The 13,426-nt window shown below is 57.0% G+C and carries 9 protein-coding genes and 4 pseudogenes; 1 reads left to right on the top strand and 12 read right to left on the bottom strand.

Annotation, left to right across the window (positions count from 1 at the left end; translation table 11 throughout):
• Positions 1-35 precede the first annotated feature (35 nt).
• The 6 genes from AADW22_RS18420 to AADW22_RS18445 all read right to left on the bottom strand — a co-directional run bounded on the left by AADW22_RS18420 (position 36) and on the right by AADW22_RS18445 (position 7,019).
• A complete protein-coding gene (locus AADW22_RS18420; protein WP_407474919.1) occupies positions 36-1,169 on the bottom strand; it encodes an acyl-CoA dehydrogenase family protein in 1,134 nt (377 codons plus the stop codon).
• A gap of 12 nt (positions 1,170-1,181) precedes the next feature.
• Complete coding sequence (locus AADW22_RS18425) at positions 1,182-2,387, bottom strand: acyl-CoA dehydrogenase family protein (RefSeq protein WP_407474920.1); 1,206 nt, start codon at positions 2,385-2,387, stop codon at positions 1,182-1,184.
• A gap of 42 nt (positions 2,388-2,429) precedes the next feature.
• On the bottom strand, positions 2,430-3,167 hold the full coding sequence (locus tag AADW22_RS18430; protein WP_288960597.1) for an enoyl-CoA hydratase/isomerase family protein: 738 nt from the start codon (positions 3,165-3,167) through the stop codon (positions 2,430-2,432).
• A gap of 31 nt (positions 3,168-3,198) precedes the next feature.
• A complete protein-coding gene (locus tag AADW22_RS18435) occupies positions 3,199-4,176 on the bottom strand; it encodes an NAD(P)H-dependent flavin oxidoreductase (protein WP_407474921.1) in 978 nt (325 codons plus the stop codon).
• A 52-nt stretch (positions 4,177-4,228) separates the two neighbouring features.
• Positions 4,229-5,392 (bottom strand): acyl-CoA dehydrogenase family protein, encoded by a 1,164-nt coding sequence (locus tag AADW22_RS18440; protein ID WP_407474929.1) that lies wholly within the window; start codon positions 5,390-5,392, stop codon positions 4,229-4,231.
• 100 nt (positions 5,393-5,492) lie between these two features.
• Complete coding sequence (locus AADW22_RS18445) at positions 5,493-7,019, bottom strand: acyl-CoA synthetase (RefSeq protein ID WP_407474922.1); 1,527 nt, start codon at positions 7,017-7,019, stop codon at positions 5,493-5,495.
• Between the two features lie 337 nt (positions 7,020-7,356).
• Between AADW22_RS18445 and AADW22_RS18450 the strand changes: the two genes are divergently transcribed.
• On the top strand, positions 7,357-7,671 hold the full coding sequence (locus AADW22_RS18450) for a putative quinol monooxygenase (protein ID WP_288960593.1): 315 nt from the start codon (positions 7,357-7,359) through the stop codon (positions 7,669-7,671).
• 319 nt (positions 7,672-7,990) lie between these two features.
• On the opposite strand, the gene AADW22_RS18455 is transcribed toward AADW22_RS18450, so the two are convergent.
• The 6 genes and pseudogenes from AADW22_RS18455 to AADW22_RS18480 all read right to left on the bottom strand — a co-directional run.
• Complete coding sequence (locus tag AADW22_RS18455; protein WP_288960592.1) at positions 7,991-8,131, bottom strand: hypothetical protein; 141 nt, start codon at positions 8,129-8,131, stop codon at positions 7,991-7,993.
• A gap of 359 nt (positions 8,132-8,490) precedes the next feature.
• Positions 8,491-9,436: pseudogene (locus AADW22_RS18460) on the bottom strand (IS3 family transposase); the annotation flags it as partial.
• Positions 9,437-9,438: 2 nt separating this feature from the next.
• A pseudogene (locus tag AADW22_RS18465) lies at positions 9,439-10,014 on the bottom strand (transposase); the annotation flags it as partial.
• Between the two features lie 94 nt (positions 10,015-10,108).
• On the bottom strand, positions 10,109-10,900 hold the full coding sequence (istB, locus tag AADW22_RS18470; RefSeq protein WP_407473986.1) for an IS21-like element helper ATPase IstB: 792 nt from the start codon (positions 10,898-10,900) through the stop codon (positions 10,109-10,111).
• Positions 10,890-12,489, bottom strand: a pseudogene (istA, locus tag AADW22_RS18475) (IS21 family transposase). Before istA ends, istB begins: the two are co-directional and overlap by 11 nt.
• Positions 12,490-12,615: 126 nt before the next feature.
• Positions 12,616-13,424: pseudogene (locus AADW22_RS18480) on the bottom strand (transposase); the annotation flags it as partial.
• Positions 13,425-13,426: the final 2 nt, after the last annotated feature.

Consider the following 13,426-nt stretch of genomic DNA (forward strand, 5'->3'; position numbering starts at 1 on the left):
GGTGAGATAGCCATACCTCCCTCCGCATCATATTTCTACGCTTTGGCAGTGGCGAGAGATTTGCCGACCGCACGGAAGTGATACTCACTATCTCCGAACAGCGCATTGATTGTCAGGATCCGCTTGTGGAAGTGACCTATGCTGACCTCGTCCGTCATACCGACGCCGCCATGGGTCTGGATCGCTGCTTCGCCAATTTCTCGTCCCAATGTGCCGATCTGCCCTTTCAGGATCGAAATATCCTGCGCGCCTGCCTGTCCGGCATCCATCAGCGCCGTCGTGTACAGCAGGCAGGAGCGGGCCTTTACATAGGCGATCTTCATATCCGCCAAGCGGTGCGAAATGGTCTGAAACGTGGCGATAGGCGTGCCGAACTGTTTGCGCGTCGATGCATATTCGCTTGTCAGTCGCAGCAAGGCCCCCATAGCGCCCACGGCTTCAGCGCAGAGCGCGACGATTGCCCTAGAGATCACTGTTTGCAGTACGCTATGGGCATCTTCGGCGATCCTGCGCTCGGACGGGATTTGAACCGCATCGAACGTGATATGCGCGGCGTGGCGGCCGTCAATGGTGATGAAAGATCTGATGCTGACCCCTTGCTGTTTTGGATCGACCATAAACAAAGATAGGCCATCCTTGTCAGGTGCCGTGCCGCGCGCTCGTGCCGATACGACAAGCGCTTCGGCCTGCGCGCCCCCAAGGACCATCCGCTTTTCACCGCTCAGGGTGAATCCGTCCGCTGCCTCGGTTGCGGCCAATGAAACAAGTGCCGGATCCGCGATCCCCTTCCCCTCTTCATGGGCGAAGGCTGCCGTTTGTTCACCCGTTATGATTTTGGAAAGTTGCGCTTGCGCGGCAGGGCTATCGGATTGCCCCAGACAAGACCCCGCCAGCAGGATCGAAGAAACATAAGGCTCGATCAGCAGATGCGCCCCAAAGGGTTCAGCCACAGCAACGACATCCGCCATCGACCCACCAAACCCGCCGACATCTTCGGCAAAGGGCAGGCCAAGAATACCCATCTCGGCCAGTGCCTGCCAAATCTCGGGCGACCACGGGCGGCCGGATTGCAGCATTTTCTGACGGGTCTCGAAATCATAGCTCCGCTCCAATAGGCGCTTCACGCTCTCTTGCAGCATCTTCTGTTCGTCGGTCTGAGAGAAATCCATCTGAGTACCCTTTCAAGCGATCGGCAGGCTGCGTGCGATCAAGTCGCGCTGAACCTCATTGGTGCCCGCATAGATCGTCGTCGCGCGGCTGTTGAGGTAAAACGGCAAGGAGATCAGATCCAGCTCGCTTCCCATCGGATCCACCCCCGACCCCACGGTCAGCGCGTCAAGCTGCATGGACAGCCCCTCGAGCCCGGCCACCCGCGTCATCATCACCGATACACGTTGGATCAATTCAGAGTTCATGGTTTTGGCAATCGAAGGCAACGCGGGATCGTTGACCATCTCGTGACCGCCCATGATCAGCCACTCGAACTGGGCGAGCGTCGCGACATCCGCGTACAATGCGCCCAGGTCGCACTGGAACACCGGGTCGTCAGACAGCTTGCCGCCAAAGGGGGATGTTTCATCCTGCGCCGCCTCGGTGATCCGTCTCAGATAGCGGACCAGAACGGGGCTGTTGGCCGATCCGTTGCGTTCGTGCTTCAGCAGATGTTTCGCAACGCTCCAGCCCTCGTTTTCGGCCCCGACCCGACCGGATTGCGGCACTCGGACATTGTCGAAAAACACCTCGCAAAATTCCGCATGACCATCCAGGCCCTTGATCGGGCGAATATCCATTCCGGGAAAGTCGGTTCTGTCCAGCAGCAGAAAGGTGATGCCCTGCTGTTTCTTGCCCTCGCTGCTGGTGCGCACCAACATGAACATCCGGTTCGATTTATGGGCGAAGGTTGTCCAGATCTTGCTGCCGTTGATGATGTAATCATCCCCATCCGCAACCGCGCTGCATTTCAGCGATGCCAGATCGGAACCGGAGTTCGGCTCCGAATACCCTTGCGTCCAGTAATCCTCGCCCGACAGGATCCGGGGCAGATATTTGGCCTTTTGCTCTTCGGTGCCAAGGTCGATCAACAACGGCCCCACCATCTTGAGAGAGTTCGGCAGCAAGGGCGGCAGATCCCGCTTGCGGTATTCTTCCTCGAAAATGGTGCGCTGCTCGGCGGACCAGCCCGTACCACCGTATTCCTCGGGCCAATCGGGCGCGGCCCAGCCTTTTTCGTTCAGAATGGCCTGCCACGCCGCGCCTTGTTCAAACGGTGCAAAGGCACTGGTGGTTTTGCGCCCGGCTTCGCGGATCGCGTCGGTGGGGGCAGTGTCCAAGTAGGCTGCCACCTCTTCCCGGAACGCGTCCAGTTCCTCTTTGGTCTGGGTCGTCATCCTGCAATCCTCCTGAAGAAATTCGTCCGAAACGCGCCGGATTTACTTTTTGGTGAAGGCGGCGATCCGCTCCGCCATGTCCGGGCCGATGCCGGCAGTCTCCATCACTTCCCACTGCAATCCCGCATCCATCGGGCGCATGTCTGTCGCTTCAAGCAATTGCTTGTTCGCGGCATGGGAAAACGGAGAATTGGCGATGATGCGGGCAACCAAACCTTCGATCTCGGCGTCGAACTGATCAAGCGGAACCGCATACTCGGCCAGCCCGATCCTCACCGCTTCATCTGCGTCGATCATGTCCGCCGTAAACATCAGCCGCTTGGCTGTTGCGATGCCCACACGCCGGGGCAGCCGCTGGCTCATCCCCCAGACAGGGGTCAGGGCCCATTTGGCGTGGGTATCACCGAAACGGGCTGTATCCGCCGCGACGATGAAATCGGCGGCCAGCGCCACTTCGAGCGCGCCGGTGTAGCAATGCCCATGCACCGCGGCGATCACCGGCTTTGGCAGCTTTTCCATCAGCCGCAAGGTCTCGGAGTGCCACCCGGCTGACGGCACATCCTCCCCCTCGGCAATATCGCCAAGGTCATGGCCCGCCGAAAAACACTTGCCCGCGCCGCGCAAGACAACGCAACGGACCGCGTCGTCATCGCGCAGATCAATAATATGCTGGCGCAGCTCCTTGAACAGCGAGACGGTCAGAGAGTTCAACTTCTCCGGCCTGTTCAGCGTCAGAACCGTCCAGCCGTCCTTGTCCTCGCGTAGTACCAATTCAGCCAATGCACTCTTCCCTTTCTCAAACCGTCGACCCTTACGCAATCAGTCGTGCAAGCCGTGTAGAGACGATGGATTCTGCGTCCGCCACGATCCGCGCGATCAATGCCTCGCAGGTGGGGATGTCGTTGATCAGCCCTTGCACCTGCCCCGCCCAGATCAATCCTCTGTCGAGATCGCCAGACATCAAGGCTTCGCGGCCTTTGACACCGGAGACATAGGGTTGGACATCGCCAAATTCGGCACCCGGTTTCGAGCCGATCTCGACCACCATGTCAGAGACCGAGTTTTTGGCGACGCGGCCCGTGTTCTTGAACCCCCGGAAAATCAGGTTGGTGTCCCGTTCCCCGTTCGCCACCAAAAACTGTTTAACCTTCTCATGGATCGGCGCTTCTACCGTTGCACAGAACCGCGTTCCCATATTGATCCCGTCGGCCCCCAAGGCCAAAGCAGCGGCAAGCCCGCGGCCATCGCCGAACCCGCCTGACGCAAGCAAAGGCACATCAATCTGGTCAGCGGCAGCAGGGATCAAAACCAGACCGGGCACGTCATCTTCGCCCGGATGGCCCGCACATTCGAACCCGTCGATAGAGATGATATCCACACCCATCTTGACCGCCGAAAGCGCGTGACGGACCGAGGTGCATTTATGCAGGATCGTAATGCCATGGGCTTTGAAATCCTCCACATGCTCCTGTGGCCGCCCCCCTGCGGTTTCCACGATCTTGACCCCCGCTTCGATGATCACACGGCGGTAGTCGCCGTAGGGTGGCGGGCTCACCGATGGCAACACGGTCAGATTCACGCCAAACGGTTTGTCCGTCATAGCCTTGCAGCGCTCGATCTCTGCGGCCAGGGCGTCAGGCGTCGACTGGGTCAGGGCAGTCAATATGCCAAGCCCCCCGGCATTCGAAACCGCGGCAGCCATCTCGGCGGTGCCGACCCACATCATGCCACCCTGTACAATCGGGGTTTCAATCCCCAGCATTTCGGTGACCCGCGTATGAAGAGCCATCAGAATACCCCCGCTTTCATAATGGTTGAATTCAAACTGAAACGGACAGGGCTCATTCGCCCTGCGCCTTTTTCCAATCCCGTTTGACCTTTTTGGCCAGCGACCATTTGTGCACTTCGGTCGGGCCGTCATAGATCCTGAACGCGCGCACTTCGCGGAACACCTGTTCGACGATCGTATCGCCAGTCACGCCCTGCCCGCCCATCACCTGAACGCATCGGTCCGCGACCCGCATCAGCGCTTCGGAGACAGCCACCTTTGTCATGGAACTTTCGACCGTACCCAGCTCGCCGGTATCCAGCACATCCGCGCACCAGTAAACCATCTGCTCGGCCTGCTTTAGGTCGATCATATTCTCGGCCAGCATAAAGCCGACGCCCTCGTGATCCACCAGCGGTTTGCCAAAAGCCATACGCCGGTTGGCATAGTCGCTCGCGATCTCATTGGCGCGGATCGCCGCACCGAGCCAGCGCATGCAATGGGTCAGACGCGCAGGCGACAGACGCACCTGAGCATAGCGGAAACCTTCACCGCTTTCGCCCAGCATCTGGCTCGCAGGGACCCGCAGATTGTCGATGTTGATGACCGAATGTCCGCCGATCATTGAATCGTCGATGGTGTCCAGCACCCGTTCAATCCGGATCGCGGGATCAGGCAGATCAACAAGGAACATGCAGGCCCCGTCCTCGGATTTTGCCATGACAATGCCAAGCCCCGCCCCATCAGCGCCGGTGATCAGCGTCTTGCGCCCGTTGATGACCCAGTGGTTCCCGTCCATCTTGCAGGTCGTCTGCATCATCATCGGATCAGACCCGGCACCGCCTTCGGTCGCGGGCTCCGTCATGAAAAAGGCGGATCGCATCTTGCCTTCGACCATCGGTGCTAAAAACCGCTCTTTCATCTCGGCCGATCCGACCTTGCCCAGCAGATACATGTTGCCCTCGTCGGGCGCGCCCACGTTGCAAGCGACCGGACCGAGCGGCGACAGGCCCGACCGGATCAACACACATGCTGTTTCAAGGTGGGTCAGATGCGTGCCGTCCTCGAGGATATGGGGCGTCATCACCCCAGCCTGTCGGGCCGCCTCCTTCATCTCGTCGCCAAGCGCTTCCGTCGGGCCGTGGCTGTTGCGGCGGCCGTCCTTTTCATAAGGAACGATCTTTTCGCGAACGAAAGCCTCTACGCGGTCGGCGATGTCCAACGCCCGTTCGGACATCCGGCTGTTATCGAGGGTAAAAGTCATTTTCGGTGATCCAGTTCTTGTCATCAGAGCGGTGAGTCTGGGCGTTATGCGCTGCCCCAGCAAGCTTTAACGCTCAGTTCCAGTATTCGTCCTTGAGCTTTCGTTTGGTCAGCTTTCCTGTCGGTGTTCGCGGTAGGTCGGTGCGAAAGTCGATGCTTTTCGGCGCTTTGATCCGGGACAGATGAGAGCGGCAGTATTCCATCAGTTCCTCTGACTTTGCCGCCGACGGGGCGACACCATCTTCAAGCTGCACGACCGCCTTTACCTCTTCGCCCATTTCCTCATTGGGAACGCCGAACACCGCGACATCTGCAACGTCAGGATGGCACGCAAGCAGATCTTCGGTTTCTTGTGGATAGATGTTCACGCCACCGGAAATAATCGTGTACGACGCACGGTCTGTGAGAAAGAGAAACCCTTCCTCGTTCACATGGCCGACGTCCCCCAGCGTGGAACACCCGGGACGCAAGTAAGCCTTGGCAGTCTTATCGGGATCTGCACGATAGGAAAATTCGATACCGCTGTCGAAATAGACATCGCCTATCTCTCCGGCAGGCAACGCCCTGCCGTTCTCATCGACCACAAGTATGTCACCAATCAGGGAGCGCCCCACGGTGCCCGGATACTTCAGCCAGTCATCCGAAGTCGATACGGTTACTCCATTTGCCTCGGAACCTGCGTAATATTCGATCAGGATCGGACCAACCCAATCCAGCATCTGTCTCTTGATCTCTTGCGGGCAAGGTGCTGCCGCGTGGAAAATCACCTTTAGCGAGGAAAGGTCATACGCCTCGCGCTCAGCACGGGGTAGACGGAGCATCCGCACAAACATAGTTGGCACAACCTGAGTATGCGTCACCCGGTGTCGATCGATCAGTCGTAGCATTTCGCTGGCGTCGAACCGCTCCATGATAATTGATTTGCCACCCAGCATGACCGCCATCATTGATGTGCGCAAAGGGGCTGCATGATAAAGAGGAGCTGGAGACAGATAGACGCTTTGGTCGTTCATATTCGCCATCGTTTCACACAGCACCGTCATCAGCGGCGGTATGACCGTTTCGATTGGCTGGCGGGTGAATTCGCGCACCACGCCCTTGGGCCTCCCCGTCGTACCTGAGGAATACAACAGGTCCGCGCCCACCGTCTCGTCTTGGATTGGATCACTGGGCATATCGCGCACAAAGGCGTTCCAGTCCATCTCCGGATCGTCGCATTTCCCGCTCACAAAAATTCTAGCATCCGGACAAGCGCTTTGGATTGCAGGAAAAAGCTCCGCATATTTGGAGGAGAGCACTAGCACTTTCGCGGCGCAATCGCCTACGATATAACTGATCTCGTTCGCAGTCAGATGGCAGCTTATGGCGGTGTAGAACACCCCCGACCGCTGAGCCGCCCATGTGATAACAACAAAATCCAGACAGTTTTCAAATAGTAGTGCAATGTTTTCGCCGGCTTCCACTTGCAGTTTCCGAAAGCCATGCGCGGCTTGGTTGGATCGCTTGTCCAGCTGCCCAAAACTCAGGGTTTCGCCGCTACCTGCCATTTCATAGGCAATTTTATCAGGATCAGTTTTGGCCGTGTAGGATGGATGCTTCATGACGCAACCACAGCGTTTTCCGGTGCGCCGGGCATCTTGCCATCTTCACGATTTGCGCCGCTTTGACTGCTGCAGTGAACCATTATCCCCTCCCAAGGCACGGTATCATAGAACATCGACGGGCGAAGAATCCTCCCCCCAACGCCCCGACTTTGCACTAATTAACTGCTGAATTAATATATTTCAAGCATTGCTTTATCATCCGCTGTAGGTTTAGTGTTTTACACCAAATATTCATAAGAAACAGCACTCAAACTCACAGGATCAAAGCCACATCTAAGTGCCCGATTAATCCGAAGCTAAACCCAAAGTGCCCGCCAACCAAAGAAGGTTACCTATGCCAAATATCCACGTTATTGCCGTCATCACAGCCCGGCCAGGACAACGCCAAGCACTTCTGGATCTATTCAATAAAAACGTCCCTACCGTAAAAGCTGAACCAGGATGCATCGCCTACGAGGCCACAGTCGACGTAGAAGGTGCAGGACCAATGCAGGCGGAATTTGGGCCAGATACATTTGTTGTCGTTGAACAATGGGAGAGCATGCAGGCCCTAGGGGCACATGCTGCAGCACCACATATGAAAGAGTATAGCAAACAATCCAAGAACATGGTCGCCGATAGCAAAATCCACATTCTGTCGCCCGCATAATCACCGACGCAGCCCACACCACGCCATTTTCGCGCCCGGCACCCCAGACGATCCTGCGGCGCGGATTTAGTTGAATGCGCTAGCTTGATGGGCTTGACCCTCACACATCCACTGACCTGGGCCCCAAGTCCCCTCGACCTTAGTGCCGACTGCTGAAGTTTGATGCTTTCAATGAATTCGTTCTGCTGGGACTTCCCGGCGCAACGAAGTGCTAACCGATGCCTATATGCGGATAGTTTCCCAGCAGGTGGTCTAATTTGTTCTCCGGCTGGATGTTGAGCCGGTTTAAAGGCCGGCGATTTTTGCCGGGTCTATGATGTTATCTTCGCAGATGGTCGACATCGAGGGCCATTAACCGATCGGCACCGAAACCCAGCATCTCGGCCAGAACTTGATGGCCCGCAGTCTCCGAGAGAAGCGCTTTCAACGCTGCTGTTTCTGATATCATGTCCTCGGTCATTGGGTTCTTCTTGATTAGTAGGTTAGGTGTGCCACCCAAACCCTACCGGAGAACGTCCACGGTCGCCCAGCAAACCGCGCGGGCTCCGCCTAAGCAACGCGTGGCTCCACTCAGCCCGCGCTACCGTCGGAATTACACCACGCCCAGAGACACTATCGCCCCGGAAGATGCACACCAGATTTGCAACGTACCGGCCCGCGCAGTCTAGATGACTGCTGAAGTTAGCCATATTCACCGCCGTTGCCGAGCCGTTGATACCCACCGCTCCACGTAGCCAGGCATAATAAGAGAAGCCGGAAATTGTGAATTTCGTAGTGTGAAATTCTAAGAGATCCGCGCAGTGAATAGCCCCTGGTTCCCTAGACACCTTCTTGGTTCACATTGAACTGTCTGTTTTCGAAGTCGACAGGCGACAGCATACCGTTTCTGACATGTTTGCGTTTCGGGTTATAGAACATTTCGATGTAGTCGAAGATGTCCTGTCTGGCCTGCTCGCGGGTCTTATATGTTCGACGCCGGACGCGTTCCCGTTTGAGCAGGTTGAAGAAGCTCTCAGGCAAATCTTTGTCCGCCATTGGTCCGAGGACAATGGACGCGCGCATTGTCATGGCAATTCCCGCGCCTGCTCATCGAGTGTTCGATATTGTGGGCCCGCAGAAACGCCGCCCAGTCCCTGCTGGTGTATTGGCTGCCTTGATCCGTGTGGATCAGGACGCGTCGCTTAGGTTTGCGTCGCCAGACAGCCATCAGAAGGGCTTGCAGCACGAGGTCTGTTGGTTGCCGCGATTGTGTCGCCCAGCCGATCACACGTCGTGAGTAGAGATCGATGATAACCGCCAGATAGAGGAACCCCTCATAGGTTTTGATGTAAGTAATATCAGACACCCAGGCGGTGTCTGGCGCTGTCACATCAAACTGCCGGTCTAACGTGTTGTCGACGACGACTGACGGCCTTCCACCATACTTGCCCGGCTTACGTTTGTACCCGATCTCAGCGCGGATCCCGGCCAAACGGGCCAACCTAGCAACACGGTTTGGGCAACTGGTCTCACCCAACTCCACCAGATCGTCATGCAGCTTACGGTATCCGTAGACCTTGCCACTGTCGTTCCAAGCTTCTTCGAGCAGCTTGGTCTGACGCGCATCCTCACGCGCACGGTGGCTTAATGGATTTTTAATCCATGCATAGAACCCGCTGGGATGGATATTGAGATAACGACACATCCTGCGTACCGAATACTGAGCGCGGTGCTCGACAATGAACGCGTACTTCACCTTGCATCCTTCGCGAAGTACGCGGCCGCTTCCTAAGAAACAGCCATGTCGGCCTCCAGTGGTAACTCTTGCAAATCATACCCGAATGACTTGGCTCGACGTTTGAGATTGCCAAGCACGCGATTGCGGTATCGTTCTTCATAATGGGACGCGCCGGGATCTTTGTATGTCATGCCGTGTCGGAGGGTATTGTAGAACAGGACGGTAATCTTGCGCGCTGTCGCAGTGACTGCTTTGGCCTTGCCCGCGCGTGCTGCCAGTCGGCGGTAGAAAGCCCCAAGAGCGGTATCGCTGCGCCCGATCGTGACCGCAGCCAAACGCAATAGGGCTGCAGCGCGGCTGGATGATCGCCGCGTTCGAGATGACAACACCTTACCGCCAGATATCTTGTTCCCCGGTGCCAGGCAGAGCCACGACGTGAAGTGTTTGGCGCTCGGCCATGCGCGCAGGTCAGTGCCACATTCGCCAACCAATTTGAGTGACAGAGACGGGCCCATCCCGTGGATTTGGGTCAGATCAACGCCGAGGACGCCGAACAACGCTGCCCGGACATCGAACGATGGGGTGCTGACCTGCTTGGTTTTAGTGCGCGGGCGCGGCAAATCACTTGGGTCATGTTCCGTAACAATGTTGATTGTCACTGAGAACTGACCCAGCATTTTCACCGAGACTTGACCCCCCCCAGTTGTTATGTTCTTTGCTTTATGATGGCGTCAATGCTGCTTTCTCTTTTCGTTTTTGTTTGGCTGTCGTCGAGCTGGCCTTGAACCGATAGCTGTCGTTGCCGGTCTCGAGAATGTGGCAACGATGTGTGAGGCGGTCGAGGAGCGCGGTGGTCATCTTGGCATCACGGAACACGCTGGCCCATTCGCTAAAGCTCAGGTTGGTTGTGATAACGACGCTGGTGCGCTCGTAGAGTTTACTCAGAAGGTGGAACAGCAACGCGCCACCCGAAGCGCTGAACGGCAGATATCCCAGCTCATCCAAGATCACCAAATCGGCTTTCACCAGCACCTCGGCGATCTTTCCTGCCTTGCCTTGGGCCTTTTCTTGCTCCAACGCGTTGACCAACTCGACCGTGGAGAAGAAGCGCACACGCTTGCGATGATGCTCGATTGCTTGAATGCCGAGGGCGGTAGCGATATGCGATTTTCCCGTTCCAGGGCCCCCGATCAGCACTACATTCTCAGCCGCGTCCATGAACTCGCATCGGTGAAGCTGGCGCACTAATGCTTCGCGGACTTCGCTGGCGCCAAAGTCGAAGCCAGAGATGTCCTTGTATGCCGGAAAGCGTGCTGCCTTCATGTGGTAGGCGATGGAACGCACCTCACGTTCAGCCATCTCGGCCTTAAGCAGCTGCGACAACATGGGGATCGCTGCATCGAAAGCGGGCGATCCCTGCTCATGCAGGTCCTGCACAGCCTGTGCCATGCCCGGCATCTTCAGGCTGCGCATCATGATGACGATGGCAGCACCGGCGGGATCATGACGCATGACGTGTTCCTTCCGTGGTGCGTAGCCCGTCATATCGTGCGACATTGGCCTCGGGCTCCTTATTCAAAGAAAGGGCCGCAGGCGGGGTCACATCAGGCTGGTCTATCGGTGCGCCATCCACCAGCCTGTGAAGTAGGTTCAAGACATGGGTTTTTGTTGGCACGCCCGCCTCCAGCGCCATTTCCACCGCGCAAAGCACGGCCTGTTCGTCATGGTGGAGCACCAAGGACAGGACGTCGACCATCTCGCGGTCACCACCTGGCCTACGCAACATATGATCCTGCAGCTTCCGGAACCCTTCTGGCATCTCAACGAAGGGCGCCCCGTTGCGCAGCGCGCCGGGTTTGCGTTGAACCACCGCCAGATAATGGTGCCAGTCATAAATAACGCGCCCTGGCTGACGGTGTGAGCGTTCAATAATGCGCTCATGCGTGCAGACCACATGGCCTTCGGCGACGATGACCAGCCGTTCAGGATAGATGCGGAGACTGACAGGGCGGTTCGCAAAGCTGGCAGGCACTGAGTAGCGATTACGGTCGAATGCTATCAGACAAGTGGGGGATACCCGCTTGCTCTGCTCGACAAAGCCGTCAAACATTTTGGGCAGTGGCATCAGCGCGGCCTTCTCGGCGTCCCAGACATCCGCAATGTTGCCAGGCAATCTGCCATGCGGTGTCTCGGCCCACAGAAGCTTGCAGCGCTCCTCCAGCCATTCATTCAGCGCATTGAGGTTCGGAAAGGCGGGCATGAGTTGCCAAAGCCGTCGTGCTGCAGGCACGCCTTTGGCGTGATGGCGGGCGTCGCGCACACTCTTCTCAACCTGACCTTTCTCCCACCCTGCCGCGGGATTGCAGAACTCAGGGTCAAAGACATAATGGCTGGTCATCGCAAGGAACCGTGCGTTTACATCGCGCTTCTTTCCGACGCCAATCCGGTCGACGGCTGTCTTCATGTTGTCATAGACGCCACGCCCCGGAACACCCTCAAACACCCGAAAGCCATGCCAGTGGGCATCGAACAGCATCTCATGCGTTTGCAGCCGATAGGCCCGGACCAGAAATGCGCGGCTGTGTGACAGCTTGATATGGGCGACCTGAAGCTTGAGGCGCTCGCCCCCGACATAGGCCCAGTCCTCGCTCCAATCGAATTGGAACGCCTCGCCTGGCTGAAAGACCAACGGCACGAAAACACCACGGTCAGTCGTATGTTGAGCGCGCTGTCGTTCGCCCTTCCAGTTCCGCACGAAGGCCGCGACACGCTCATATGAACCATCAAAACCGAGCTGAACCAGATCCGCATGCATCCACTGGCTGACAGTGCATTGCCAAAGGCAATGTCACGAGAGGCTGCTTGGCCGTTCGCCGTTCCTTCCGTGATTTACGCTGCTCAGACAGCAACCAGCCTGTCAGCTTATCAGCATAAGGGTCCAACTTGCTCGGTCGGTTCAAAATCTGGAACTCGGGCTCAACTATCCCTGTCCGCAGATACTTCTTGATCGTGTTGCGAGACACCCCTGTCCGGCGCGCAATCTCGCGGATGGGCATCTTGTCTCGCAGAGCCCATTTCCGAATAATCCTCAGAAATCCCATGTCTAACACTCCAATAGCTCCCAGCTGATTCAAGCAGGGGCAAGGTTGCACATGGGTCAATTCTCAATGACAATTTCTACAGTTGCCGGGTCAGTTCTCGGTGACAATCAATACCGTAACAACCCCTAATGCCGCCAGCGTCGCCTCGAGGTGACGATCACATTCCAGCATCTTGGCCTGATAGAAGTCATAGAGTTCGAGCGACTGGGTCAGCCCGAAGATGTGTTCGGGGCGATCATTCCCATTGAGCGCGGCTTTGATTGTCTCTGTTGAAGCCTTGCAACGCACGTCGCGATACGCAGCTAACACCTCCAAATCCCGTTCGCCCGCAACAATCGCACGGATGATCTTCATCCCCGTCACGCCGGTGATATCAGAGACGACATGATGCAGCTGGACGTTCATCTCCATCAGTGCCTTCTGCATGTGCTCCCCTCTCGGGACATCGCTAAGCGATACCCTGCCGGTCAATGGATGTGAGCAGCTGCATATTCCACCAACCGTTCGCGCTGGCGCAGATAAGCCCGCAACGTCGCAATCTCAGCCGTTGGTCGAAAGCTGCCACGCAGGAGCCCATATGAATGCAACTGCCGCAGCCAACTTGCGTCGCTGACGTCCGTCTTCCGACCTGGTACGTTCTTGGCGTAGCGGGCGTTGACCAGTATAACCTCGAAGCCGTGCTGTTCGAGTATCTCGTAGGCTGGGATCCAATACACGCCCGTGGATTCCATCGCGACGCTGGTCACACCGTGCGATTTGAACCAATAGGCCAAATCATGCAGATCATGCGTGAAAGTTCCAAACGCACGCACGGGTGCATCTGTCACGTCAGGGTTCACTGCAGCCATGTGTTCACGCGAACCGATATCAACTGCCGCAGCTCCGACGTTCACAGTCTCAATTGCTGGGGCCTTGCAGGTCTTTTGCTCTGCCATTG

Origin of the sequence: Sulfitobacter sp. PM12 (genome assembly GCF_045586035.1) — a bacterium.
Lineage (GTDB): Bacteria > Pseudomonadota > Alphaproteobacteria > Rhodobacterales > Rhodobacteraceae > Sulfitobacter > Sulfitobacter pontiacus.